Here is a 25,120-nt window from a genome sequence, read left to right on the forward strand (position 1 = left end):
GTCAGTCATGGCCTTTTCTCAAGCGGTTAGCGGATTAAACGCTGCCGCCACCAATCTCGATGTCATTGGCAACAATATCGCCAACTCCGCCACCTATGGCTTTAAATCCGGCACGGCTTCTTTTGCTGATATGTTTGCTGGTTCGAAAGTGGGACTGGGAGTAAAAGTTGCAGGCATCACTCAGGATTTTACCGATGGCACTACCACAAATACTGGTCGTGGGCTGGACGTTGCTATCAGCCAGAACGGTTTTTTCCGTCTGGTAGACAGTAACGGTTCGGTGTTTTACAGCCGTAACGGGCAATTCAAACTGGATGAAAACCGTAACCTTGTGAATATGCAAGGTTTACAGTTGACCGGGTATCCGGCAACCGGTACGCCTCCGACCATCCAGCAAGGGGCGAATCCGGGCAATATTTCGATTCCAAATACCTTGATGGCGGCGAAGACCACGACCACGGCGTCCATGCAGATTAACCTTAACTCCAGTGATACGCTTCCTACCGTTACGCCATTCAGCGCCAGTGATGCCGATAGCTATAACAAAAAAGGTTCGGTAACGGTGTATGACAGTCAGGGTAATGCCCATGACATGAGCGTCTACTTTGTGAAGACGCAAGATAATACCTGGGATGTCTACACCCAGGATAGTAGTGCTCCAAACAGCATTGCAACGATAGCGACAACACTGGAATTTGATGCCAATGGTGTTCTGACGTCGGATCCAACAAAGGATATTACCACTGGCGCGATTAATGGCGCGGATCCTGCGACATTCTCCCTCAGCTTCCTCAACTCTATGCAGCAAAACACCGGCGCTAACAATATTGTGGCAACCACCCAGAACGGTTACAAACCGGGCGATCTGGTGAGTTATCAAATCAACGATGACGGCACGGTAGTCGGGAACTATTCGAACGAACAAACCCAATTGCTGGGGCAGATTGTGCTGGCCAACTTTGCCAACAACGAAGGGCTGGCATCAGAGGGGGACAACGTCTGGTCTGCAACGCAATCTTCTGGTGTCGCGCTGCTGGGAACCGCCGGGACCGGCAATTTTGGCGCACTGACCAACGGCGCCCTGGAAGCGTCCAACGTCGATCTCAGCAAAGAACTGGTCAATATGATTGTCGCCCAGCGTAACTATCAGTCTAACGCTCAGACCATCAAAACTCAGGACCAGATCCTCAACACGCTGGTTAACTTACGCTAATTGCTGACGGGATAGCTCGATGGATCACGCAATCTATACCGCGATGGGCGCCGCCAGCCAGACGCTGAATCAACAGGCGGTGACCGCCAGCAATCTGGCGAATGCCTCCACGCCCGGTTTTCGCGCGCAGTTAAACGCCTTGCGCGCAGTGCCGGTGGAAGGGCTTTCTCTGCCCACACGCACTCTGGTGACGGCCTCTACGCCAGGTGCAGATATGACGTCCGGCAAGATGGATTACACCTCGCGCCCCCTGGATGTTGCGTTGCAGCAGGATGGCTGGCTGGCCGTGCAGACCGCTGACGGCAGCGAAGGGTATACGCGTAATGGCAGCATTCAGGTTGATCCCGGTGGACAACTGACGATTCAGGGGTATCCGGTGATTGGCGAGGCGGGGCCGATTGCCGTGCCGGAAGGGGCGGAAATTACTATCGCCGCCGATGGCACCATTTCGGCGCTCAATCCGGGCGATCCGGCAAATACCGTTGCGCCAGTAGGACGGTTGAAACTGGTGAAAGCCACGGGCAGTGAAGTGCAGCGTGGTGATGATGGGATCTTTCGTTTGAGTGCGGAAAGTCAGGCCACGCGTGGTCCGGTGTTACAGGCTGACCCGACGTTACGGGTGATGTCGGGCGTGCTGGAAGGTAGCAACGTCAATGCCGTTTCGGCAATGAGCGACATGATTGCCAGTGCGCGGCGTTTTGAAATGCAGATGAAGGTAATAAGCAGCGTCGATGATAACGCTGGTCGCGGCAACCAACTGCTGTCGATGAGTTAATTGAAAGGATACATGACAAACATAAGTTGCCCGACGGGCCTGCGGGATGATTCGCAATTTATTGATTTTGCGAGCTCTTGTAGGCCGGATAAGGCGTTTACGCCGCATCCGGCAAGAAGACATATGCGATTTGTCAGCAATCCACTACAGGACATTTTATGATCAGTTCATTATGGATCGCCAAAACGGGCCTTGACGCCCAGCAAACCAATATGGACGTCATTGCCAACAACCTGGCAAACGTCAGTACCAATGGTTTCAAGCGCCAGCGGGCGGTGTTTGAAGATTTACTTTATCAAACTATTCGCCAGCCTGGCGCGCAGTCTTCCGAACAAACTACCTTGCCATCCGGGTTACAAATCGGTACGGGAGTACGTCCGGTCGCCACTGAACGCTTACACAGCCAGGGCAACCTGTCGCAAACCAATAACAGCAAAGATGTGGCGATTAAAGGGCAGGGCTTTTTCCAGGTCATGCTGCCGGATGGCTCATCAGCCTATACCCGCGACGGCTCTTTTCAGGTGGATCAGAACGGACAACTGGTGACGGCGGGCGGTTTTCAGGTGCAGCCAGCAATCACCATTCCGGCGAATGCGTTAAGTATTACCATTGGTCGTGATGGCGTGGTCAGCGTTACCCAGCAAGGCCAGGCTGCTCCGGTTCAGGTTGGACAACTCAATCTGACCACGTTTATGAACGACACTGGCCTGGAGAGCATTGGCGAAAACCTCTACACCGAAACACAATCCTCCGGCGCACCGAACGAAAGCACGCCAGGTCTGAACGGCGCTGGGCTGTTGTATCAAGGATATGTTGAAACGTCTAACGTCAACGTGGCGGAGGAACTGGTCAACATGATTCAGGTACAGCGCGCCTACGAAATCAACAGTAAAGCGGTATCCACCACCGACCAGATGCTGCAAAAACTGACGCAACTCTAAAGCATACCGGTAGGGCAACTTACCGGTTTATTGATTTTTGAAGATGATAGCCATGCGAAAAAAATACGGCATTTCCACCTTGTTGGTGCTTTCACTGACCGGCTGCGCCTGGATCCCGTCTACCCCACTGGTGCAGGGGGTGACCACGGCACAACCTGTACCCGGCCCGACGCCCGTCGCCAATGGTTCCATTTTTCAGTCTGCCCAGCCGATTAATTATGGCTATCAGCCGTTATTTGAAGATCGCCGACCACGCAATATCGGCGATACGCTGACTATTGTGTTGCAGGAAAACGTCAGCGCCAGCAAGAGTTCGTCTGCTAATGCCAGCCGCGACGGAAAAACCAACTTCGGGTTTGATACTGTGCCGCGCTATTTGCAGGGGCTGTTTGGTAATGCCCGTGCCGATGTCGATGCCTCTGGCGGTAATAGCTTCAATGGTAAAGGCGGGGCGAATGCCAGCAATACCTTTAGCGGTACCTTGACCGTGACGGTTGATCAGGTGCTGGTCAACGGCAACCTGCATGTGGTGGGCGAAAAACAGATAGCCATTAATCAGGGTACGGAATTTATTCGTTTCTCCGGCGTGGTCAATCCACGCACTATCAGTGGCAGCAACACTGTACCGTCAACCCAGGTGGCAGACGCGCGCATTGAGTACGTTGGCAATGGCTACATTAACGAAGCACAAAACATGGGCTGGTTACAGCGTTTCTTCCTTAACCTGTCGCCAATGTAAGTGAGGCTGTGGTGATTAAATTTCTCTCTGTATTCATTCTTCTGCTGGTAGCGACCGTTGCACAGGCTGACCGCATCCGCGATCTCACCAGCGTACAGGGCGTACGGCAAAACTCGCTGATTGGTTATGGTCTTGTTGTTGGCCTTGACGGTACGGGCGATCAGACGACCCAGACACCGTTTACCACTCAAACGCTTAATAACATGCTCTCACAGTTGGGAATTACCGTTCCGACTGGCACCAATATGCAGCTAAAAAACGTCGCTGCGGTAATGGTGACGGCGTCACTTCCGCCGTTTGGACGCCAGGGGCAAACCATCGATGTGGTGGTTTCTTCCATGGGCAATGCCAAAAGCTTGCGTGGCGGTACGTTGTTGATGACACCGCTTAAGGGCGTCGACAGCCAGGTTTATGCGCTGGCGCAGGGCAATATTCTGGTCGGAGGCGCAGGGGCATCAGCGGGAGGCAGCAGTGTTCAGGTTAACCAACTGAATGGCGGGCGGATCACCAACGGTGCGATTATTGAGCGCGAATTGCCCAGCCAATTCGGCGCTGGCAATACCCTCAATTTGCAGCTAAATGACGAAGACTTCGCGATGGCGCAGCAGATCGCCGATACCATCAATCGCACCCGAGGATTCGGCAGTGCCACGGCGTTAGATGCCCGAACTATTCAGGTACGTGTGCCGAGCGGTAATAGTTCCCAGGTGCGTTTCCTTGCCGATATCCAGAATATGCAGGTCAATGTCACCCCGCAGGACGCCAAAGTAGTGATTAACTCGCGCACCGGTTCGGTGGTGATGAATCGTGAAGTGACCCTCGACAGCTGCGCGGTGGCGCAGGGCAATCTCTCGGTTACGGTAAATCGTCAGGCCAATGTCAGCCAACCAGATACGCCGTTTGGTGGCGGGCAGACCGTGGTAACGCCACAAACACAGATCGACTTACGCCAGAGCGGCGGTTCGCTGCAAAGCGTGCGTTCCAGCGCCAGCCTCAATAACGTGGTGCGCGCGCTCAACGCCTTGGGAGCCACCCCGATGGATTTAATGTCCATACTGCAATCTATGCAAAGCGCGGGATGTCTGCGGGCAAAACTGGAAATCATCTGATGATTAGCGACAGCAAACTGCTGGCGAGCGCCGCCTGGGATGCACAATCACTTAACGATCTGAAAGCGAAAGCGGGCGAAGATCCAGCAGCAAATATTCGCCCGGTAGCTCGCCAGGTGGAAGGGATGTTTGTGCAGATGATGCTAAAAAGCATGCGTGAAGCCTTACCGAAAGATGGCCTGTTCAGCAGCGAGAATACCCGGCTCTACACCAGCATGTATGACCAGCAGATAGCCCAACAGATGACAGCAGGCAAAGGTCTGGGACTTGCGGAGATGATGGTAAAACAGATGACGCCAGAGCAGCCATTGTCCGCAGAAGAAATGCCTGCCGGACCGATGAAATTCCCACTTGAAACAGTGATGAGTTTTCAAAATAAAGCGCTCAAGCAGATGGTGCAAAAAGCTTTACCGCACAATTTCGATGCTTTGTTGCCTGGTGACAGCAAAGCGTTCCTTGCACAGCTCTCGCAGCCAGCTCAATTGGCAAGTCAGCAAAGCGGTGTGCCACATCACCTGATCCTCGCCCAGGCTGCACTGGAATCAGGCTGGGGACAACGACAAATTCGTCGCGAAAATGGCGAGCCGAGCTACAACGTGTTTGGCGTAAAAGCGTCAGGTAACTGGAAAGGGCCAGTTACTGAAATCACTACTACCGAATATGAAAACGGCGAAGCGAAGAAAGTTAAGGCGAAGTTTCGTGTTTACAGTTCTTATTTCGAAGCATTGTCAGATTACGTTGGGCTGTTAACCCGTAATCCACGCTACGCCGCCGTGACTCGCGCTGCCAGCGCCGAGTTGGGGGCGCAGGCATTACAGGACGCGGGCTATGCTACCGATCCTGAGTATGCCCGCAAACTCACCAATATGATTCAGCAATTGAAATCGGTAAGCGACAAGGTGAGCAAAACCTACAGTATGAGTATCGATAATCTGTTCTGAATAATTCAAGTCCGGCGGGTGTCTGCCGATAATGCTCTGTAATTGAAGGCTTACAAGGAACCTCCATGTCCAGCTTGATTAATAACGCCATGAGCGGACTTAACGCTGCCCAGGCGGCGTTAAATACGGCGAGTAATAATATTTCCAGCTATAACGTTGCCGGATATACCCGACAAACCACCATTATGGCGCAGGCTAACAGTACGTTAGGTGCGGGCGGTTGGGGAGGCAATGGCGTCTATGTTTCTGGCGTCCAACGTGAATACGATGCGTTTATTACCAATCAGTTACGTGCGGCCCAGACCCAGAGTAGCGGCCTGACTTCCCGTTATGAGCAGATGTCGAAAATCGACAATATGCTCTCTGGCAGCACCACGTCGCTGGCAACGCAAATGCAGGACTTCTTTACCAGTTTGCAAACGCTGGTCAGTAACGCAGAAGATCCGGCTGCGCGGCAGGCGCTGATTGGCAAGGCGGAAGGTCTGGTAAATCAGTTTAAAACCACCGACCAGTATCTGCGCGACCAGGACAAACAGGTCAATGTCGCGATAGGTGCCAGCGTCGACCAGATCAATAATTATGCCAAACAAATCGCCAGCCTGAACGATCAGATCTCCCGTTTAACAGGCGTGGGAGCAGGGGCTTCACCCAACGATCTCCTTGATCAACGCGATCAACTGGTGAGTGAATTAAACCAGATCGTTGGTGTTGAGGTCAGGATTCAGGATGGCGGTACTTACAATATCACTATGGCCAATGGGTATTCGCTGGTTCAGGGCAGTTCGGCACGTCAGCTTGCAGCAGTCCCGTCCAGTGCCGATCCTTCTCGTACGACAGTCGCTTATGTTGATGGGACGGCGGAAAATATTGAGATCCCAGAGAAATTGCTGAATACGGGGTCACTGGGCGGTATTCTGACATTTCGTTCTCAGGACCTGGACCAGACGCGTAATACGCTCGGGCAACTGGCGCTGGCATTTGCTGAGGCTTTCAATGCCCAACATAACAAGGGGTATGATGCCAATGGTAAAGAAGGGAAGGATTTCTTTGCTATTGGTAAGCCCGCTGTTCTGGAAAATAGCAAAAACAAAGGAAGCTCCGCGATCGGTGCTACGGTAACCGATAGTTCCGCTGTGCTGGCGACAGATTACAAAATCACGTTCCAAGATAATCAGTGGCAGGTCACCCGTCTGGCCAGCAATACCACTTTTACGGTGGTGCCGGATGCCGACGGTAAAGTCTCATTTGATGGTCTGGAACTGACCTTCACCGGAACGCCAAAACCAAACGACAGCTTCACGTTGAAACCGGTAAGCGATGCCATCGTCAATATGGATGTACTAATCACTGACGAAGCGAAAATCGCCATGGCAAGCGATGAAACTGCCGGTGAAAGCGACAACCGCAATGGTCAGGCGCTGCTGGATTTGCAAACTAATGGCAAAACGGTCGGCGGGGGGAAATCCTTTAACGATGCTTATGCCTCGTTGGTTAGCGATATCGGGAATAAAACCGCCACGTTGAAAACCAGCAGTACCACGCAAGGTAATGTGGTGACGCAACTTTCTAATCAGCAGCAGTCTATCTCTGGCGTCAATCTCGACGAAGAGTACGGCAATCTGCAACGTTTTCAGCAGTATTACCTGGCCAATGCACAGGTTCTGCAGACGGCGAATGCCATTTTTGATGCGCTTATTAACATTCGCTAAGGGGAGATAAGATGCGTTTCAGTACCCAGATGATGTACCAGCAAAATATGCGCGGTATCACCAATTCTCAGGCGGAATGGATGAAGTACGGCGAACAGATGTCGACGGGTAAGCGAGTCGTTAACCCTTCTGACGATCCCATTGCAGCATCACAAGCCGTGGTTCTCTCCCAGGCGCAGGCGCAAAACAGCCAGTACACACTGGCGCGGACTTTCGCGACTCAAAAGGTGTCGCTGGAAGAAAGCGTACTTGGCCAGGTGACGACGGCAATCCAGAATGCCCAGGAAAAAATTGTTTATGCCAGCAACGGCACGTTAAGTGATGATGACCGGGCATCGTTGGCAACGGATATTCAGGGGATCCGCGACCAGTTGTTAAACCTGGCGAATACCACGGATGGGAACGGGCGCTACATTTTTGCCGGTTATAAAACAGAATCCGCGCCGTTTAGTGAGGCTGACGGTGATTATGTCGGCGGAACAGAAAGTATTAAGCAGCAGGTCGATGCCTCTCGCTCAATGGTGATAGGGCATACCGGTGACAAAATTTTCAACAGTATCACCAGCAACGCGGTAGCGGAACCTGACGGTAGCGATTCTGAAACTAACCTGTTTGCTATGCTGGATAGCGCCATCGCGGCGCTAAAAACGCCAGTCGCAGATAGCGAAGCGGATAAAGAAACCGCCGCTGCGGCATTGGATAAAACCAACCGTGGCCTGAAAAACTCACTGAATAATGTCCTGACCGTACGCGCGGAACTCGGCACGCAACTGAATGAACTTGAGTCTCTGGATTCATTAGGTAGCGATCGCGCTTTAGGGCAAACGCAGCAGATGAGCGATCTGGTTGATGTGGACTGGAATGCGACTATTTCATCTTACATCATGCAGCAAACGGCGTTGCAGGCATCGTATAAAGCATTTACCGATATGCAGGGATTGTCGCTCTTCCAACTCAACAAATAAGCTCGCTTTAAAACATATCATGAAACTGGGTATGTTTTGTCTGCCTGCTCTGGGATCGCCGGGGCGGGCATTTTTTTGCTATGAGTTCACCGATACTGATCTGCGTTGATGTCATTCACTGAAATAAAAAGCCCCGGCGGTTGCCAGGGCTTGATCACTTTGAGTTAAGTTTTACTCAACAGGTTGCGGACGCGCAGGGCCAGCAGATGCATGATGTGTTGCCGCATGACCACCTGCGGCACCTTTACCTTCAAAGGCAAAGCTTGGGCGCTGCCAGTCACTGTGACGCGGTGCTTCCGGAACATATTCCGGTGCCGGAGCGCGCGTCATCGGCGCGGTAGCGTGGTTATGTTCAACGATTACCTCGGATACAACAGGAGCTACCGTTTCAACCTCTGCTGCGACTTCAGCGACGACCGGGGCGGCAGGTTGAGCGACAACTTCAGGTTCGGCAACCACAACCTCGGCAGTTTCGGCAACTTCTTCAATGTCTGCCGTCTCTTCCTGCGGTTCAACTACCGGTTCTGCGTGCTCTGCAACGACCTGCGCTACGGCAACATCGGCCTCGGCTATCACCTGAGGCTGTTCAGTTACCGCTGCGGCAATCACTTCGGGATGCGTTGTTTCAACAACTTCAGGTTGCGGTTCTGCAACCTGAACAGGTGTTTCTACAACTTCAGCCACCTCTTCAACAATCGGCGCGGCAACAACAGGCTCGACAGCGGCAGCAACAGGGACTTCTGTCACCATCGGCTGCACCTGCACATCTTCCTGTTCGCGTTGCTCCTCAACCTGTACATCTTGCGGACGTACAACCGGATAACGGATCCAGACTTTGCCAGAGGCCAGTTCCGGAGATGCGCACGCTACGGTTAACGGCATCGGTGACTGGGACGGATAACGCTCGTCACGATAGCGACGACGACGCTGACCACTCACGCGCAGGTGACGAGGCGAACGGCGAGAACGACGCGGCATGCCACCGTTGTCACGGTTATCGGCGTTGTTCTCTTCTTGCTGTTCCGGCGCAGTTTGCGCTACGACTGGCAGCGGTACTTTCACCAGTTCAGTGCTCGGGGCTTGTGCTTCCTGAGTAACAGGCTCGGCAGCGACAGTTTCTTCAACCACCGGTGCGGCTACCACTTCTTCTGCAACGCTTTGTTCATAGCGCACTTTCTGATTCAGCTGACGTTGTTTACGACGCGGCTGAACCGGACGTACACGTTCTTCCTGTTCGGTTTCCTGAACAGATTGCTCTTCAACATTCAGCGCCTTCACTTCTTGTTGCGCCTGACGTTTATCATCGTTACGGCGGCGGCTACGTTCACGACGCGGCGCTTGCTGTTCGTCTGTGGTACGCGCTTTTTCCGTTACATCAGCCTGCTGACGGCTCTCACGCGTCTCAGCCGTTTGCTGCTGCGCCTGGCGACGATTACGACGGTTTTCTTCGCGATTATCGCTACCCTCTGTACGTTCGCTACGCGTGTCGCGGCGTTCATTGCGGTCACGGCGGTTGTTCTGACGAGGCTTACGGCGATCCTGTTGGCGTTCCGGTTTCGCTTCCTCTTTTGGTGCAGGTTGCTCGACCGATTTGGTTTCTTCACCGCCACTGAACAGCGATTTCAGTACACTGAAAAGGCGGCTCAACAGACCCGGTTGTGCCGGAGCTGCTGGCGTTGCTGGTGCCGCTTTAGGTGCCGGGGCTGCTGCAGGCGCTACAGGTTCAGCCGGAGCTGGCGCTGGTGGCACATCCGGCATAGCAAAGGTTGCCAGTGCAGGTTGTTCAGGACGCTTACGTTCAGCGAACTCTTCTTCAGACGGCAACGCCATCGCTTCTTCATGCAGTTTCGGCAGCATGTAGCTTAAGGTCGGCGTTTCTTCCCCTTTACGCACGCGCAGCACGTGGTAGTGCGGAGTTTCCATCTGATCGTTTGGTACAATCACACAGCGTACGCCGTCCTGACGAGTTTCAATGGCATTTACCGCAGAACGTTTTTCGTTCAGCAGGTAAGAGGCGATTGGCACAGGAACAATGGCGTGGACTTCCTGAGTGTTCTCTTTCAGCGCTTCTTCTTCAATCAGACGCAGAATAGAGAGCGACAGGGATTCATTGTCACGCACGGTGCCAGTACCGGAACAACGCGGACAAACGTGATGACTGGATTCACCCAGCGACGGACTCAGGCGCTGACGGGACATTTCCAGCAGGCCAAAGCGAGAAATATGGCTGATTTGAATACGCGCACGGTCCTGACGCACCGCTTCACGCAGACGGTTTTCTACCGCACGCTGGTGGCGTACTGGCGTCATGTCGATGAAGTCGATAACAATCAGACCACCGAGGTCACGTAAACGCAGCTGACGAGCAATTTCATCAGCAGCTTCCAGGTTGGTGTTAAACGCAGTTTCTTCGATATCGCCGCCGCGAGTTGCACGTGCGGAGTTGATGTCGATGGCGGTTAACGCTTCGGTGCTGTCGATAACAATAGAGCCACCAGACGGCAGACGGACTTCACGCTGGAAGGCGGACTCAATCTGGGATTCAATCTGGTAGTGGCTGAACAGCGGAATTTCACCGGTGTACAGTTTGATTTTGCTACTGAAATCCGGGCGACCTAATGCAGCGATATGCTGACGCGCCAGTTCGAGCACTTTCGGATTATCGATAAGAATTTCGCCGATGTCCTGGCGTAAGTAATCGCGGAATGCGCGAACGATTACGTTGCTCTCCTGGTGAATCAGGAACGGAGCAGGGCGGCTTTCAGCGGCTTTTTTGATCGCTTCCCAGTGTTTCAGACGGAAGCTTAAATCCCATTGCAGCGCCTCGGCAGATTTGCCGACGCCAGCGGTGCGCACGATAAGCCCCATGCCTTCCGGCAGTTCCAGGCTTGCCAGTGCTTCTTTTAATTCGGTACGGTCGTCGCCTTCAATACGGCGAGAAATGCCACCCGCGCGCGGGTTGTTCGGCATCAGAACCAGATAGCTACCCGCCAGGCTGATAAAGGTGGTCAGCGCAGCCCCTTTGTTGCCGCGCTCTTCTTTATCAATCTGAACAATAACTTCCTGGCCTTCACGCAACACATCTTTAATGTTGGGGCGACCATGAGCACTGTAGTTAGCTGGGAAATATTCGCGGGCAATTTCTTTAAGAGGGAGGAAACCGTGACGTTCAGCGCCGTAATCAACAAAAGCAGCTTCCAGACTCGGTTCAATGCGGGTGATTTTACCTTTGTAGATGTTAGCCTTTTTCTGCTCATGCCCCGGGCTTTCGATATCCAGGTCATACAGACGCTGCCCATCTACAAGGGCAACGCGCAACTCTTCCTGCTGAGTTGCGTTAATTAACATTCTTTTCATCGTAACTTACTCATTATTCTTACATTGACGACTAAGCTGCGGGCAAAGTAACGCCTTGCCGGGTGTGAACCGATGGCCTCGTGTCTAGTCGCGTCGCCAACCTCACGGTTATCGTCAGCTCAAAGAGGCGCAGAGTGTCGGTTGCCCGTTTTTCATGCGGAAAAACAGCGCAATTATCAGAGAAACAGACTGGGTATTACTCTCCAGAAATATTTCCATCTACCGGTAAGGACTGCAACCCGCAGCCCGCTAACTGCCTGAAAGATCAATACGTCTTACGCCATTGCTGCGTTGATGATCGGTCGGGCAAAATGGGTTATTCCGTAAAATTTCTTGTTTTAACAAGGTTGGACACGGAAACGTTCTCATTATTCCATTGCAAGCCTTGTTATAGCAAGATGACTTTTACCATTTATCACCCACTTACTCACAGTTTTTTCACTTCTTGCTGGCGATTGGTTTAATAACCACCAATTAGGTGATCACCCTGCGAAGTAATAAGGTGCAAAACTAAATATAAGCATAGAAAAATGAGTGGCGCGAATCCTGCTGGCTATTTAGAATCGCCCACCATGAAAACAGAGACTCCATCCGTAAAAATCGTTGCTATCACTGCTGACGAAGCAGGGCAACGTATCGATAATTTTTTGCGTACCCAACTGAAAGGCGTACCAAAAAGTATGATCTACCGTATTTTGCGTAAAGGTGAAGTACGGGTGAACAAAAAACGTATTAAACCTGAATATAAACTCGAAGCTGGCGATGAAGTGCGTATCCCGCCAGTTCGCGTTGCCGAACGGGAAGAAGATGCGGTGTCGCCACATTTGCAAAAAGTGGCGGCGCTGGCGGATGTCATCTTATATGAAGATGATCATATTCTGGTGCTGAATAAACCGTCCGGCACGGCGGTACATGGCGGCAGTGGTTTAAGTTTCGGCGTTATTGAAGGTTTGCGGGCGTTGCGCCCTGAAGCGCGGTTCCTCGAACTGGTGCATCGACTCGACAGGGACACTTCAGGCGTGCTGCTGGTGGCGAAAAAACGCTCGGCGTTACGTTTGCTGCATGAGCAGTTACGTGAAAAAGGCATGCAGAAAGATTACCTGGCGCTGGTGCGCGGCCAGTGGCAGTCACACGTGAAGAGTGTACAAGCGCCGTTATTGAAGAATATTTTGCAAAGCGGTGAGCGTATTGTGCGTGTGAGTCAGGAAGGTAAACCATCCGAAACGCGTTTTAAAGTGGAGGAACGCTATGCGTTTGCCACCCTGGTGCGTTGTAGCCCGGTTACCGGACGTACTCATCAGATCCGTGTGCATACTCAGTATGCCGGTCATCCGATAGCGTTTGACGATCGTTACGGCGACCGTGAATTCGATAAACAACTAACTGAATCGGGAACGGGGTTAAATCGTTTGTTCCTGCATGCGGCGGCGTTGAAGTTTACGCATCCGGGGACCGGTGAGGTGATGCGTATCGAAGCGCCAATGGATGATGGTTTGAAGCGTTGTTTGCAGAAACTGCGTAACACGCGTTAATGCGAGCATATAAACCTGGTAGTAGGCGGTAGGCCTGATAAGGCGTTTACGCCGCATCAGGCAGTCAGCACCAATTGCCGGATGCGGCGTAAACGCGTCCGGCCCATAAAATTATCCCATCAGCGGGTTTTGCCCTTCCCGGCGCAACATCTGACAGAGCGCAATAAGCGGCAAACCAACCAGCGTGTTAGGGTCACGCCCCTCTAAGCGCTCAAACAGCGTAATACCAAACCCTTCACTCTTAAAGCTGCCTGCGCAGTGCAGGGGATGTTCTTTACGCACGTAATTATCAATCTCCGCCTCGCTCAGGTGACGGAAATGGACGTCAAAAGGTTCAACTTCTGTTTGCAGATGCCCATTCGCCGAATTAAACAGCGCCAGCCCGGTATAGAAGGTGACAATATTGCCACTGGCTTTACGTAATTGCAGACGGGCATTTTCTTCCGTTAACGGTTTGCCAGTGATTTCACCGTCCAGTACACACACCTGATCAGAGCCAATAATTAAATGATCCGGATAACGTGACGCCAGGGATTGCGCTTTTTCCTGCGCCAGTCGAAGCACCAACTGGCGCGGTGATTCATCGCTGTGCGGGGTTTCGTCGACCTCCGGCGCGGCACATTCGAAAGAGATTTGCAGTTTTTCCAGTAGGACGCGGCGCCAGGGCGATGTGGAGGCTAAAATAAGTTTAGGCATATTTTTTTCCATCAGATATAGCGTATTGATGATAGCCATTTTAAACTATGCGCTTCGTTTTGCAGGTTGATGTTCGTTGTCAGCACTGAACGAAAATAAAGCAGTAACCCGCAATGTGTGCGAATTATTGGCAAAAGGCAACCACAGGCTGCCTTTTTCTTTGACTCTATGACGTTACAAAGTTAATATGCGCGCCCTATGCAAAAGGTAAAATTACCCCTGACTCTCGATCCGGTTCGTACGGCTCAAAAACGCCTTGATTACCAGGGTATTTATACTCCTGATCAGGTTGAGCGCGTCGCCGAATCTGTGGTCAGTGTGGACAGTGATGTGGAATGCTCCATGTCGTTCGCTATCGATAACCAACGTCTCGCAGTGTTAAACGGCGATGCGAAGGTGACGGTAACGCTCGAGTGTCAGCGTTGCGGGAAGCCGTTTACTCATCAGGTCTACACAACGTATTGTTTTAGTCCTGTGCGTTCAGACGAACAGGCTGAAGCACTGCCGGAAGCGTATGAACCGATTGAGGTTAACGAATTCGGTGAAATCGATCTGCTTGCAATGGTTGAAGATGAAATCATCCTCGCCTTGCCGGTAGTTCCGGTGCATGATTCTGAACACTGTGAAGTGTCCGAAGCGGACATGGTCTTTGGTGAACTGCCTGAAGAAGCGCAAAAGCCAAACCCATTTGCCGTATTAGCCAGCTTAAAGCGTAAGTAATTGGTGCTCCCCGTTGGATCGGGGATAAACCGTAATTGAGGAGTAAGGTCCATGGCCGTACAACAGAATAAACCAACCCGTTCCAAACGTGGCATGCGTCGTTCCCATGACGCGCTGACCGCAGTCACCAGCCTGTCTGTAGACAAAACTTCTGGTGAAAAACACCTGCGTCACCACATCACTGCCGACGGTTACTACCGCGGCCGCAAGGTCATCGCTAAGTAATCACGCGTCTGCGTGATGAAGCTTAGTGAGGATTTTCCCCAGGCAACTGGGGAAAGACCAAACCGGGCGGCGACGATACCTTGACACGTCTAACCCTGGCGTTAGATGTCATGGGAGGGGATTTCGGTCCTTCCGTGACAGTGCCTGCAGCTTTGCAGGCACTGAATTCTAATTCGCAACTCACTCTTCTTTTAGTCGGTAATCCCGACGCCATCACGCCATTACTTGCTAAAGCTGACTTTGAACAACGTTCGCGTCTGCAGATTATCCCTGCGCAGTCAGTTATCGCCAGTGATGCCCGGCCTTCGCAAGCTATTCGCGCCAGTCGCGGTAGCTCAATGCGCGTGGCGCTGGAGCTGGTTAAAGAAGGTAGAGCACAAGCCTGCGTCAGCGCCGGTAATACCGGAGCGTTGATGGGACTGGCAAAATTATTACTCAAGCCCCTTGAGGGGATTGAGCGTCCTGCGTTGGTGACGGTGCTGCCGCATCAGCAAAAGGGCAAAACGGTGGTCCTTGATTTAGGGGCCAACGTCGATTGTGATAGCACAATGTTGGTGCAATTCGCCATTATGGGCTCTGTTTTGGCTGAAGAGGTGGTGGAAATTCCCAACCCTCGCGTGGCGTTGCTCAATATTGGTGAAGAAGAAGTGAAGGGTCTTGACAGCATTCAGGATGCCTCAGCTGTGCTGAAAACAATCCCTTCTATTAATTACATCGGCTATCTTGAAGCCAATGAGTTATTAACTGGCAAGACAGATGTGCTGGTCTGTGACGGCTTTACAGGAAATGTCACATTAAAGACGATGGAAGGTGTTGTCAGGATGTTCCTTTCTCTGCTGAAATCTCAGGGTGAGGGAAAAAAACGGTCGTGGTGGCTACTGTTATTAAAGCGTTGGCTACAAAAGAGCCTGACGAGGCGATTCAGTCACCTCAACCCCGACCAGTATAACGGCGCCTGTCTGTTAGGATTGCGCGGCACGGTGATAAAAAGTCATGGTGCGGCCAATCAGCGAGCTTTTGCGGTCGCGATTGAACAGGCAGTGCAGGCGGTGCAGCGACAAGTTCCTCAGCGAATTGCCGCTCGCCTGAAATCTGTATACCCAGCTGGTTTTGAGCTGCTGGACGATGGCAAAAGCGGAACTCTGCGGTAGCAGGACGCTGCCAGCGAACTCGCAGTTTGCAAGTGACGGTATATAACCGAAAAGTGACTGAGCGTACATGTATACGAAGATTATTGGTACTGGCAGCTATCTGCCCGAACAAGTGCGGACAAACGCCGATCTGGAAAAAATGGTGGATACTTCTGACGAGTGGATTGTTACTCGTACCGGTATTCGCGAACGCCATATTGCTGCGCCAAACGAAACCGTTTCAACCATGGGTTTTGAAGCGGCAACGCGTGCAATTGAAATGGCAGGCATCGATAAAGACCAGATTGGCCTGATTGTTGTGGCAACGACTTCTGCCACCCACGCCTTCCCGAGCGCAGCATGTCAGATCCAAAGCATGCTGGGCATCAAAGGCTGCCCGGCGTTTGACGTTGCCGCAGCCTGCGCAGGTTTCACCTATGCATTGAGCGTGGCCGATCAATACGTGAAATCTGGCGCGGTGAAGTATGCTCTGGTCGTCGGTTCCGATGTACTGGCGCGCACCTGCGATCCCACCGATCGTGGGACCATTATCATTTTTGGCGATGGCGCGGGCGCTGCGGTGTTGGCTGCCTCTGAAGAGCCGGGAATCATCTCTACCCATCTGCATGCCGACGGTAGTTATGGTGAATTGCTGACGCTGCCAAACGCCGACCGCGTGAATCCAGAGAATTCAATTCATCTGACCATGGCGGGCAACGAAGTCTTCAAAGTTGCGGTAACGGAGCTGGCGCACATCGTTGATGAGACGCTGGAAGCAAATAATCTTGACCGTTCCCAACTGGACTGGCTGGTTCCACATCAGGCGAACCTGCGTATTATCAGCGCAACGGCGAAAAAACTCGGCATGTCAATGGACAATGTCGTCGTGACGCTGGACCGCCATGGTAATACCTCTGCCGCTTCTGTACCGTGCGCGCTGGATGAAGCCGTACGCGACGGGCGTATTAAGCCAGGGCAGTTGGTTCTGCTTGAAGCCTTTGGCGGTGGATTCACCTGGGGCTCCGCGCTGGTTCGTTTCTAGGATAAGGATTTAAACATGACGCAATTTGCATTTGTGTTCCCTGGTCAGGGTTCTCAAACCGTTGGCATGCTGGCTGATATGGCGGCGAGCTATCCAATTGTCGAAGAAACCTTTGCTGAAGCTTCTGCGGCGCTGGGCTATGACCTGTGGGCGCTGACCCAGCAGGGGCCAGCCGAAGAACTGAATAAAACCTGGCAAACTCAGCCAGCACTGTTAACTGCCTCTGTTGCACTGTACCGTGTATGGCAGCAGCAGGGCGGTAAAGCACCGGCGATGATGGCCGGTCACAGCCTGGGTGAATACTCCGCGCTGGTTTGCGCTGGTGTGATTGATTTTGCTGATGCGGTACGTCTGGTTGAGATGCGCGGCAAGTTCATGCAAGAAGCCGTACCGGAAGGAACTGGCGCAATGGCGGCAATCATCGGTCTGGATGATGCGTCTATTGCGAAAGCTTGTGAAGATGCAGCAGAAGGTCAGGTCGTTTCTCCGGTAAACTTCAACTCTCCGGGCCAGGTGGTCATTGCTGGTCACAAAGAAGCGGTTGAACGTGCTGGCGCTGCCTGTAAAGCTGCGGGCGCAAAACGTGCGCTGCCGTTGCCGGTGAGCGTACCTTCTCACTGTGCGCTGATGAAACCTGCTGCCGACAAACTGGCGGTTGAATTAGCGAAAATCACCTTTAACGCGCCGACCGTTCCGGTTGTGAATAACGTTGATGTCAAATGCGAAACCAATGGCGATGCCATTCGTGATGCATTGGTACGTCAGTTGTATAACCCGGTTCAATGGACGAAATCCGTTGAATACATGGCAGCGCAAGGCGTTGAGCATCTTTATGAAGTGGGGCCGGGCAAAGTGCTTACTGGCCTGACGAAACGTATTGTCGACACCCTGACCGCCTCGGCGCTGAACGAACCTTCAGCGATGGCAGCGGCGCTCGAGCTTTAAAAGAGGAACAACATGAATTTTGAAGGAAAAATCGCACTGGTAACCGGTGCTAGCCGCGGGATTGGCCGTGCAATCGCTGAAACGCTCGCAGCTCGTGGCGCGAAAGTTATCGGTACTGCGACCAGTGAAAGCGGTGCTCAGGCGATCAGTGATTATTTAGGCGCCAACGGTAAAGGTCTGATGTTGAATGTGACCGACCCGGCATCTATCGAATCTGTTCTGGAAAAAATTCGCGCAGAATTTGGTGAAGTCGATATCCTGGTCAATAATGCCGGTATCACTCGTGATAACCTGTTAATGCGAATGAAAGATGATGAGTGGAACGATATTATCGAAACCAACCTTTCATCTGTTTTCCGTCTGTCAAAAGCGGTAATGCGCGCTATGATGAAAAAGCGTCATGGTCGTATTATCACTATCGGTTCTGTGGTTGGTACCATGGGAAATGGCGGTCAGGCCAACTACGCTGCGGCGAAAGCGGGCTTGATCGGCTTCAGTAAATCACTGGCGCGCGAAGTTGCGTCACGTGGTATTACTGTAAACGTTGTTGCTCCGGGCTTTATTGAAACGGACATGACACGTGCGCTGAGCGATGACCAGCGTGCGGGTATCCTGGCGCAGGTTCCTGCGGGTCGCCTCGGCGGCGCACAGGAAATCGCCAACGCGGTTGCATTCCTGGCATCCGACGAAGCAGCTTACATCACGGGTGAAACTTTGCATGTGAACGGCGGGATGTACATGGTCTGACCGCGATTTGCACAAAATGCTCATGTTGCGCGCAGTCTGCGTGGTTATGAGTAATAATAAGTGCAAAATGATTTGCGTTGTTGGGGGGTATGGCCTCAAAATAACGCAAAATCGTGGTAAGACTTGCCGGGATTTAGTTGCAAATTTTTCAACATTTTATACACTACGAAAACCATCGCGAAAGCGAGTTTTGATAGGAAATTTAAGAGTATGAGCACTATCGAAGAACGCGTTAAGAAAATTATCGGCGAACAGCTGGGCGTTAAGCAGGAAGAAGTTACCAACAATGCTTCTTTCGTTGAAGACCTGGGCGCGGATTCTCTTGACACCGTTGAGCTGGTAATGGCTCTGGAAGAAGAGTTTGATACTGAGATTCCGGACGAAGAAGCTGAGAAAATCACCACCGTTCAGGCTGCCATTGATTACATCAACGGCCACCAGGCGTAAGTGAACATCTCCAGGCGGTCGTTCGACCGCCTGAGTTTTTTCTTTTTTGTCCCACTAGAATCATTTTTTTCCCTCCCTGGAGGACAAACGTGTCTAAGCGTCGTGTAGTTGTGACCGGACTGGGCATGTTGTCTCCTGTCGGCAATACCGTAGAGTCTACCTGGAAAGCTCTGCTTGCCGGTCAGAGTGGCATCAGCCTAATCGACCATTTCGATACTAGCGCCTATGCAACGAAATTTGCTGGCTTAGTAAAGGATTTTAACTGTGAGGACATTATCTCGCGCAAAGAACAGCGCAAGATGGATGCCTTCATTCAATATGGAATTGTCGCTGGCGTTCAGGCCATGCAGGATTCTGGCCTTGAAATAACGGAAGAGAACGCAACCCGCATTGGTGCCGCAATTGGCTCCGGGATTGGCGGCCTCGGACTGATCGAAGAAAACCACACATCTCTGATGAACGGTGGTCCGCGTAAGATCAGCCCATTCTTCGTTCCGTCAACGATTGTGAACATGGTGGCAGGTCACCTGACTATCATGTATGGCCTGCGTGGCCCAAGCATCTCTATCGCGACCGCCTGTACTTCTGGCGTGCACAACATCGGTCAAGCTGCGCGTATTATCGCGTATGGCGATGCTGACGTGATGGTTGCAGGTGGCGCAGAGAAAGCCAGTACGCCGCTGGGCGTTGGTGGTTTTGGCGCGGCACGTGCATTATCTACCCGCAATGATAACCCGCAAGCGGCTAGCCGTCCGTGGGATAAAGAGCGTGATGGTTTCGTACTGGGCGATGGCGCCGGTATGCTGGTACTTGAAGAGTACGAACACGCGAAAAAACGCGGTGCGAAAATTTACGCTGAACTCGTCGGCTTTGGTATGAGCAGCGATGCTTACCATATGACGTCGCCGCCGGAAAACGGCGCAGGCGCAGCACTGGCAATGGCAAATGCTCTGCGTGACGCAGGAATTGAGCCTGGCCAGATTGGCTACGTGAATGCGCACGGTACTTCTACGCCAGCTGGCGATAAAGCTGAAGCGCAGGCCGTGAAAACTATCTTCGGTGAAGCTGCAAGCCGTGTGCTGGTAAGCTCCACGAAATCCATGACCGGTCACCTGTTAGGTGCAGCAGGTGCAGTAGAGTCTATCTACTCCATCCTGGCGCTGCGCGATCAGGCTGTTCCGCCGACCATCAACCTGGATAACCCGGATGAAGGTTGCGATCTGGATTTTGTGCCGCATGAAGCGCGTCAGGTCAGCGGAATGGAATACACCCTGTGTAACTCCTTCGGCTTCGGTGGTACCAATGGTTCTTTGATCTTCAAAAAGATCTAAGTCGCCATTTCCCACCCACATAAAAGGTCCGCTTGCGGGCCTTTTTTCTTAGATTTTATTCAGACTTGTTCCGCAGTGAACATGCTGCCACACTTACAATCCTATTATAAGGAGCCGGTATGTTCTTAATTAACGGTCATAAACAGGATTCGCTGGCAGCAAGCGATCGGGCCATACAATTTGGCGATGGCTGTTTCACGACAGCCAGAATTATCGACGGTAAAGTCAGCTTATTATCCGCGCACATTACGCGACTACAGGAAGCCTGTCAGCGGTTAATGATCGTTTGTGACTTCTGGGTGCAGCTTGAGCACGAGATGGCAACTCTGGCGGCAGAGCAGCAGAATGGAGTGCTGAAAGTGGTGATCAGTCGTGGCAGTGGTGGGCGAGGTTACAGTACGTTAAACAGCGGACCGGCAACGCGCATGCTCTCAGTTACGGCTTACCCAACGCATTACGACCGCTTACGCAAAGAGGGAATGCTGCTGGCACTAAGCCCGGTACGCCTGGGACGCAATCCTCATCTTGCGGGAATTAAACATCTTAATCGTCTTGAGCAAGTGTTGATTCGCTCTCATCTTGAGCAGACAAACGCCGACGAGGCGCTGGTTCTTGACAGTGAAGGGTGGGTTACGGAATGCTGTGCAGCTAATTTGTTCTGGCGTAAAGGCAACGTGGTCTACACGCCGCGTCTGGATCAGGCTGGAGTTAACGGTATTATGCGACAATTCTGTATCCGTTTACTGGCACAATCCTCCTATCAGATTGCCGAAGTGCAAGCCTCGTTGGAAGACGTGATGCAGGCAGATGAAGTGATGGTTTGTAATGCGCTGATGCCAGTTATGCCTGTGCGTGCCTGTGATGATGTCTTCTTTTCGTCAACAACGCTATATGAATATTTAGCCCCACTTTGTGAGCACCCGAATTAGTCATGAAAAAAGTGTTATTGATTATCCTGTTATTGCTGATGGTACTGGGTATCGCCGCTGGTGTGGGCGTCTGGAAGGTTCGCCATCTTGCCGACAGCAAATTACTTATTAAAGAAGAGACGATATTCACCCTGAAACCTGGAACCGGAAGAATGGCTCTCGGTGAACAATTGTATGCCGATAAAATCATCAATCGCCCCCGCGTCTTTCAGTGGTTGCTGCGTATTGAGCCGGACCTTTCCCATTTCAAAGCCGGGACTTATCGCTTTACGCCGCAGATGACCGTGCGCGAAATGTTACAGCTGCTGAAAAGCGGGAAAGAAGCGCAGTTTCCGCTACGCCTGGTAGAAGGGATGCGTCTGAGCGACTACCTCAAACAATTGCGTGAGGCACCCTATATCACGCACACGTTAAGCGACGATAAATACGCTACCGTGGCGCAGGCCCTGGAACTTGAAAATCCAGAGTGGATTGAGGGCTGGTTTTGGCCAGACACCTGGATGTATACCGCTAATACCACTGATGTCGCGTTACTCAAACGAGCGCACAAGAAAATGGTGAAAGCGGTCGATAGCGCCTGGGATGGGCGAGCGGATGGTCTGCCGTATAAAGATAAAAACCAGTTGGTAACGATGGCGTCGATAATCGAAAAAGAAACCGCCGTTGCCAGCGAGCGCGATCAGGTTGCCTCAGTATTTATCAACCGTTTACGTATCGGCATGCGCCTGCAAACCGACCCGACGGTGATTTACGGGATGGGAGAGCGTTATAATGGCAAACTTTCTCGTGCAGATCTGGAAACGCCGACAGCGTATAACACCTACACCATTACTGGTCTGCCGCCAGGCGCGATTGCTACGCCGGGGGCGGATTCGCTGAAGGCTGCTGCGCATCCGGCGAAAACGCCGTATCTCTATTTTGTGGCCGATGGTAAAGGCGGTCACACGTTTAATACCAATCTTGCCAGTCATAACAAGTCTGTGCAGGATTATCTGAAAGTGCTTAAGGAAAAAAATGCGCAGTAAGTATATCGTCATTGAAGGGCTGGAAGGCGCAGGCAAAACCACCGCGCGAAACGTGGTGGTTGAGACGCTTGAGCAACTGGGGATCCGCGACATGGTTTTCACTCGAGAACCTGGCGGTACGCAGCTGGCGGAAAAATTAAGAAGCCTGGTGCTGGATATCAAATCGGTAGGCGATGAAGTCATTACCGATAAAGCCGAAGTACTGATGTTTTATGCCGCGCGCGTTCAGTTGGTGGAAACTGTCATCAAACCGGCGCTGGCGAAAGGCACCTGGGTGATTGGCGATCGGCACGATCTCTCCACTCAGGCGTATCAGGGCGGCGGTCGTGGCATTGACCAGCATATGCTGGCGACGCTGCGTGATGCTGTTCTGGGGGATTTTCGTCCTGACTTGACGCTTTATCTTGATGTGACCCCAGAAGTGGGGTTAAAACGCGCCCGTGCGCGTGGCGAACTGGATCGCATTGAGCAAGAGTCATTCGATTTCTTTAATCGTACTCGCGCCCGCTATCTTGAACTGGCGGCACAGGATAAAAGCATTTACACCATTGATGCCACTCAGCCACTGGAATCAGTGATGGAGGCGATTCGCACCACCGTGACTCACTGGGTTAAGGAACATAACGCATGAGATGGTATCCGTGGTTAAGACCCGATTTCGAGAAACTGGTAGCCAACTATCAGGCCGGAAGGGGTCACCATGCGCTACTCATTCAGGCGTTACCTGGCATGGGCGATGACGCCTTAATCTACGCTTTAAGCCGTTATCTCCTGTGCCAACAACCAGAGGGGCATAAAAGCTGCGGCCACTGTCGTGGATGTCAGTTGATGCAGGCGGGAACGCATCCCGACTATTACACCCTTGCTCCCGAAAAAGGGAAGAACGCGCTGGGCATTGATGCGGTGCGTGAAGTCACTGAAAAACTGAATGAACACGCGCGTTTAGGCGGTGCTAAAGTTGTCTGGATAACCGATGCCGCCTTGCTGACCGACGCTGCGGCGAACGCTTTGCTAAAAACACTCGAAGAGCCGCCGGCAGAAACCTGGTTTTTCCTTGCTACCCGGGAGCCTGAACGTTTACTGGCGACATTACGTAGTCGTTGTCGGCTACATTACCTCGCACCACCGCCAGAACAGTACGCCGTGACCTGGCTTTCACGTGAAGTGACAATGTCACAGGACGCGTTACTTGCCGCACTGCGCTTAAGCGCCGGTTCGCCTGGCGCGGCGTTGGCGTTGTTTCAGGGAGATACCTGGCAGGCCCGCGAAACACTTTGCCTGGCGTTGGCTCACAGTGTGCAATCTGGCGACTGGTATTCCCTGTTGCCGACACTTAATCATGAACAAGCTCCGGCGCGTCTGCACTGGCTGGCAACCCTGATGATGGACGCTCTCAAGCGCAAGTATGGCGCTTCGCAGGTTACCAATGTTGATGTGCCGGGCGTTGTTGCTGCGCTGGCAAACCAGCTTTCTCCCGCGCGCCTGCAGGCTATACTGGGGGATGTTTGTCACACCCGTGAGCAGTTAATTTCTGTCACTGGCGTAAACCGCGAGCTTCTCATCACCGATCTTTTACTGCGTATTGAGCATTACCTGCAACCGGGCGTTGTGCTACCGGTTCCTCATCTTTAAGAGAGACATCATGTTTTTAGTCGACTCACACTGCCATCTCGATGGTCTGGATTATGAATCTTTGCATAAGGACGTGGATGACGTTCTGGCGAAAGCCGCTGCGCGCGATGTGAAATTTTGTCTGGCGGTTGCCACGACATTACCGGGTTATCTGCATATGCGGGATCTGGTAGGCGAACGTGACAATGTCGTATTTTCTTGCGGCGTGCATCCGCTCAACCAGAACGATCCCTATGATGTGGAAGATTTACGCCGCCTGGCTGCGGAAGAGGGCGTTGTTGCCCTTGGGGAAACCGGGCTGGATTATTATTACACGCCGGAAACTAAAGTGCGTCAGCAAGAGTCTTTCATCCACCATATCCAGATTGGTCGTGAACTGAACAAGCCGGTTATTGTCCATACGCGTGACGCCCGTGCCGATACGCTGGCAATTCTGCGCGAAGAAAAGGTGACGGATTGCGGTGGCGTACTACACTGTTTTACAGAGGACAGAGAAACGGCAGGCAAATTACTGGATCTTGGATTTTACATCTCCTTCTCCGGCATTGTGACCTTCCGTAATGCAGAACAACTACGTGATGCCGCGCGTTATGTGCCGCTCGACCGGTTACTGGTCGAAACTGACGCGCCTTATCTGGCACCTGTGCCGCATCGAGGAAAAGAGAATCAACCTGCAATGGTTCGTGATGTTGCTGAATACATGGCTGTGTTGAAAGGTGTTGCCGTTGAAGAGCTGGCGCAGGTAACCACCGATAACTTCGCCCGTCTGTTTCACATCGACGCTTCCCGCCTTCAATCCATCCGTTAAATGAATTTATTTTAAGGCTCGTAATTAATTACTAAAACGAGTAAAGTTCACCGCCGCAAATTGGGCGGTGAATAACCATGTTTGATGCATTATGGCATTTATTTTGTCAATACGTGCAACTTCGCTAAAGCTCCGAAGTTGAAACGTGATAGCCGTCAAACA

At 52.2% G+C, this 25,120-nt stretch carries 24 protein-coding genes; 22 read left to right on the forward strand and 2 right to left on the reverse strand.

The features are described 5' to 3' along the window. Nucleotides 1-7 precede the first annotated feature (7 nt). From flgE to flgL, 8 genes are all read left to right on the forward strand, one after another. The gene (gene flgE, locus FFT88_RS03825; RefSeq protein WP_130215880.1) at nucleotides 8-1,213 is read left to right on the forward strand and encodes a flagellar hook protein FlgE; all 1,206 of its coding nucleotides are present in this window, start codon (nucleotides 8-10) and stop codon (nucleotides 1,211-1,213) included. Between the two features lie 19 nt (nucleotides 1,214-1,232). Then, nucleotides 1,233-1,988, forward strand: coding sequence for a flagellar basal-body rod protein FlgF (gene flgF / locus FFT88_RS03830; RefSeq protein WP_135404187.1), 756 nt, complete (start codon nucleotides 1,233-1,235; stop codon nucleotides 1,986-1,988). A 158-nt stretch (nucleotides 1,989-2,146) separates the two neighbouring features. After that, complete coding sequence (gene flgG, locus FFT88_RS03835) at nucleotides 2,147-2,929, forward strand: flagellar basal-body rod protein FlgG (RefSeq protein WP_000625837.1); 783 nt, start codon at nucleotides 2,147-2,149, stop codon at nucleotides 2,927-2,929. Between the two features lie 43 nt (nucleotides 2,930-2,972). After that, complete coding sequence (gene flgH / locus FFT88_RS03840) at nucleotides 2,973-3,668, forward strand: flagellar basal body L-ring protein FlgH (protein ID WP_130222889.1); 696 nt, start codon at nucleotides 2,973-2,975, stop codon at nucleotides 3,666-3,668. 11 nt (nucleotides 3,669-3,679) lie between these two features. After that, nucleotides 3,680-4,777, forward strand: a complete 1,098-nt coding sequence (gene flgI / locus FFT88_RS03845) for a flagellar basal body P-ring protein FlgI (protein WP_130215886.1) — start codon at nucleotides 3,680-3,682, stop codon at nucleotides 4,775-4,777. Beyond that, on the forward strand, nucleotides 4,777-5,718 hold the full coding sequence (gene flgJ / locus FFT88_RS03850; protein ID WP_130215888.1) for a flagellar assembly peptidoglycan hydrolase FlgJ: 942 nt from the start codon (nucleotides 4,777-4,779) through the stop codon (nucleotides 5,716-5,718). The genes flgI and flgJ overlap by 1 nt, the downstream gene beginning before the upstream one ends. A 65-nt stretch (nucleotides 5,719-5,783) precedes the next feature. Further along, a complete protein-coding gene (gene flgK, locus FFT88_RS03855; RefSeq protein ID WP_135404188.1) occupies nucleotides 5,784-7,427 on the forward strand; it encodes a flagellar hook-associated protein FlgK in 1,644 nt (547 codons plus the stop codon). Nucleotides 7,428-7,438: 11 nt separating this feature from the next. Then, nucleotides 7,439-8,392 (forward strand): flagellar hook-associated protein FlgL, encoded by a 954-nt coding sequence (gene flgL / locus FFT88_RS03860; protein ID WP_130215892.1) that lies wholly within the window; start codon nucleotides 7,439-7,441, stop codon nucleotides 8,390-8,392. 171 nt (nucleotides 8,393-8,563) lie between these two features. Here flgL and rne read toward each other — a convergent pair whose 3' ends face one another. Next, nucleotides 8,564-11,749, reverse strand: a complete 3,186-nt coding sequence (rne, locus tag FFT88_RS03865; RefSeq protein WP_135404189.1) for a ribonuclease E — start codon at nucleotides 11,747-11,749, stop codon at nucleotides 8,564-8,566. 572 nt (nucleotides 11,750-12,321) lie between these two features. On the opposite strand from rne, the gene rluC reads away from it, so the two are divergent. Then, a complete protein-coding gene (gene rluC, locus FFT88_RS03870) occupies nucleotides 12,322-13,281 on the forward strand; it encodes a 23S rRNA pseudouridine(955/2504/2580) synthase RluC (protein WP_135404190.1) in 960 nt (319 codons plus the stop codon). A gap of 111 nt (nucleotides 13,282-13,392) precedes the next feature. Here rluC and yceF read toward each other — a convergent pair whose 3' ends face one another. Then, entirely contained in the window at nucleotides 13,393-13,977 is a 585-nt protein-coding gene (gene yceF, locus FFT88_RS03875; protein ID WP_135404191.1) for a 7-methyl-GTP pyrophosphatase, read from the reverse strand. Between the two features lie 198 nt (nucleotides 13,978-14,175). Between yceF and yceD the strand changes: the two genes are divergently transcribed. From yceD to FFT88_RS03940, 13 genes are all read left to right on the forward strand, one after another. Next, nucleotides 14,176-14,697 (forward strand): 23S rRNA accumulation protein YceD, encoded by a 522-nt coding sequence (yceD, locus tag FFT88_RS03880; RefSeq protein ID WP_001174481.1) that lies wholly within the window; start codon nucleotides 14,176-14,178, stop codon nucleotides 14,695-14,697. A gap of 51 nt (nucleotides 14,698-14,748) precedes the next feature. After that, nucleotides 14,749-14,922 (forward strand): 50S ribosomal protein L32, encoded by a 174-nt coding sequence (gene rpmF, locus FFT88_RS03885; RefSeq protein ID WP_000290727.1) that lies wholly within the window; start codon nucleotides 14,749-14,751, stop codon nucleotides 14,920-14,922. An 80-nt stretch (nucleotides 14,923-15,002) separates the two neighbouring features. Continuing rightward, complete coding sequence (gene plsX / locus FFT88_RS03890; RefSeq protein WP_074399521.1) at nucleotides 15,003-16,073, forward strand: phosphate acyltransferase PlsX; 1,071 nt, start codon at nucleotides 15,003-15,005, stop codon at nucleotides 16,071-16,073. A gap of 67 nt (nucleotides 16,074-16,140) precedes the next feature. Next, nucleotides 16,141-17,094, forward strand: a complete 954-nt coding sequence (fabH, locus tag FFT88_RS03895) for a beta-ketoacyl-ACP synthase III (protein ID WP_130205541.1) — start codon at nucleotides 16,141-16,143, stop codon at nucleotides 17,092-17,094. Nucleotides 17,095-17,109: 15 nt separating this feature from the next. Further along, nucleotides 17,110-18,039 carry an ACP S-malonyltransferase gene (gene fabD, locus FFT88_RS03900; RefSeq protein WP_130215900.1) on the forward strand — a complete coding sequence of 310 codons (930 nt, stop codon included), beginning with the start codon at nucleotides 17,110-17,112 and terminating at the stop codon, nucleotides 18,037-18,039. A 12-nt stretch (nucleotides 18,040-18,051) separates the two neighbouring features. Continuing rightward, on the forward strand, nucleotides 18,052-18,786 hold the full coding sequence (gene fabG, locus FFT88_RS03905; protein WP_001008542.1) for a 3-oxoacyl-ACP reductase FabG: 735 nt from the start codon (nucleotides 18,052-18,054) through the stop codon (nucleotides 18,784-18,786). Nucleotides 18,787-18,996: 210 nt separating this feature from the next. After that, nucleotides 18,997-19,233 (forward strand): acyl carrier protein, encoded by a 237-nt coding sequence (gene acpP / locus FFT88_RS03910; protein ID WP_000103754.1) that lies wholly within the window; start codon nucleotides 18,997-18,999, stop codon nucleotides 19,231-19,233. An 89-nt stretch (nucleotides 19,234-19,322) separates the two neighbouring features. Continuing rightward, the gene (gene fabF, locus FFT88_RS03915) at nucleotides 19,323-20,564 is read left to right on the forward strand and encodes a beta-ketoacyl-ACP synthase II (RefSeq protein WP_130205545.1); all 1,242 of its coding nucleotides are present in this window, start codon (nucleotides 19,323-19,325) and stop codon (nucleotides 20,562-20,564) included. 119 nt (nucleotides 20,565-20,683) lie between these two features. Further along, a complete protein-coding gene (gene pabC, locus FFT88_RS03920) occupies nucleotides 20,684-21,493 on the forward strand; it encodes an aminodeoxychorismate lyase (RefSeq protein WP_130215902.1) in 810 nt (269 codons plus the stop codon). 2 nt (nucleotides 21,494-21,495) lie between these two features. Then, a complete protein-coding gene (gene yceG / locus FFT88_RS03925; protein ID WP_064528577.1) occupies nucleotides 21,496-22,518 on the forward strand; it encodes a cell division protein YceG in 1,023 nt (340 codons plus the stop codon). Further along, nucleotides 22,508-23,149: a dTMP kinase gene (gene tmk, locus FFT88_RS03930; protein WP_130205551.1), complete on the forward strand. Its 642-nt coding sequence runs from the start codon at nucleotides 22,508-22,510 to the stop codon at nucleotides 23,147-23,149. Before yceG ends, tmk begins: the two co-directional genes overlap by 11 nt. Beyond that, nucleotides 23,146-24,150 (forward strand): DNA polymerase III subunit delta', encoded by a 1,005-nt coding sequence (gene holB / locus FFT88_RS03935; RefSeq protein WP_135404192.1) that lies wholly within the window; start codon nucleotides 23,146-23,148, stop codon nucleotides 24,148-24,150. Before tmk ends, holB begins: the two co-directional genes overlap by 4 nt. A 10-nt stretch (nucleotides 24,151-24,160) precedes the next feature. Next, the gene (locus FFT88_RS03940; RefSeq protein WP_130205555.1) at nucleotides 24,161-24,958 is read left to right on the forward strand and encodes a metal-dependent hydrolase; all 798 of its coding nucleotides are present in this window, start codon (nucleotides 24,161-24,163) and stop codon (nucleotides 24,956-24,958) included. Nucleotides 24,959-25,120 lie beyond the last annotated feature (162 nt).

This window comes from Escherichia sp. E4930, from assembly GCF_005845405.1.
Lineage (GTDB): Bacteria > Pseudomonadota > Gammaproteobacteria > Enterobacterales > Enterobacteriaceae > Escherichia.

Coding starts and splice junctions, on each gene's coding strand:
- flgE (WP_130215880.1), top strand. CDS start 8: ATGGCCTTTTCTCAAGCGGTTAGCGGATTAAACGCTGCCGCCACCAAT.
- flgF (WP_135404187.1), top strand. CDS start 1,233: ATGGATCACGCAATCTATACCGCGATGGGCGCCGCCAGCCAGACGCTG.
- flgG (WP_000625837.1), top strand. CDS start 2,147: ATGATCAGTTCATTATGGATCGCCAAAACGGGCCTTGACGCCCAGCAA.
- flgH (WP_130222889.1), top strand. CDS start 2,973: ATGATAGCCATGCGAAAAAAATACGGCATTTCCACCTTGTTGGTGCTT.
- flgJ (WP_130215888.1), top strand. CDS start 4,777: ATGATTAGCGACAGCAAACTGCTGGCGAGCGCCGCCTGGGATGCACAA.
- flgK (WP_135404188.1), top strand. CDS start 5,784: ATGTCCAGCTTGATTAATAACGCCATGAGCGGACTTAACGCTGCCCAG.
- flgL (WP_130215892.1), top strand. CDS start 7,439: ATGCGTTTCAGTACCCAGATGATGTACCAGCAAAATATGCGCGGTATC.
- rne (WP_135404189.1), bottom strand. CDS start 11,749: ATGAAAAGAATGTTAATTAACGCAACTCAGCAGGAAGAGTTGCGCGTT.
- rluC (WP_135404190.1), top strand. CDS start 12,322: ATGAAAACAGAGACTCCATCCGTAAAAATCGTTGCTATCACTGCTGAC.
- yceF (WP_135404191.1), bottom strand. CDS start 13,977: ATGCCTAAACTTATTTTAGCCTCCACATCGCCCTGGCGCCGCGTCCTA.
- yceD (WP_001174481.1), top strand. CDS start 14,176: ATGCAAAAGGTAAAATTACCCCTGACTCTCGATCCGGTTCGTACGGCT.
- rpmF (WP_000290727.1), top strand. CDS start 14,749: ATGGCCGTACAACAGAATAAACCAACCCGTTCCAAACGTGGCATGCGT.
- fabH (WP_130205541.1), top strand. CDS start 16,141: ATGTATACGAAGATTATTGGTACTGGCAGCTATCTGCCCGAACAAGTG.
- fabD (WP_130215900.1), top strand. CDS start 17,110: ATGACGCAATTTGCATTTGTGTTCCCTGGTCAGGGTTCTCAAACCGTT.
- fabG (WP_001008542.1), top strand. CDS start 18,052: ATGAATTTTGAAGGAAAAATCGCACTGGTAACCGGTGCTAGCCGCGGG.
- acpP (WP_000103754.1), top strand. CDS start 18,997: ATGAGCACTATCGAAGAACGCGTTAAGAAAATTATCGGCGAACAGCTG.
- pabC (WP_130215902.1), top strand. CDS start 20,684: ATGTTCTTAATTAACGGTCATAAACAGGATTCGCTGGCAGCAAGCGAT.
- yceG (WP_064528577.1), top strand. CDS start 21,496: ATGAAAAAAGTGTTATTGATTATCCTGTTATTGCTGATGGTACTGGGT.
- tmk (WP_130205551.1), top strand. CDS start 22,508: ATGCGCAGTAAGTATATCGTCATTGAAGGGCTGGAAGGCGCAGGCAAA.
- holB (WP_135404192.1), top strand. CDS start 23,146: ATGAGATGGTATCCGTGGTTAAGACCCGATTTCGAGAAACTGGTAGCC.
- FFT88_RS03940 (WP_130205555.1), top strand. CDS start 24,161: ATGTTTTTAGTCGACTCACACTGCCATCTCGATGGTCTGGATTATGAA.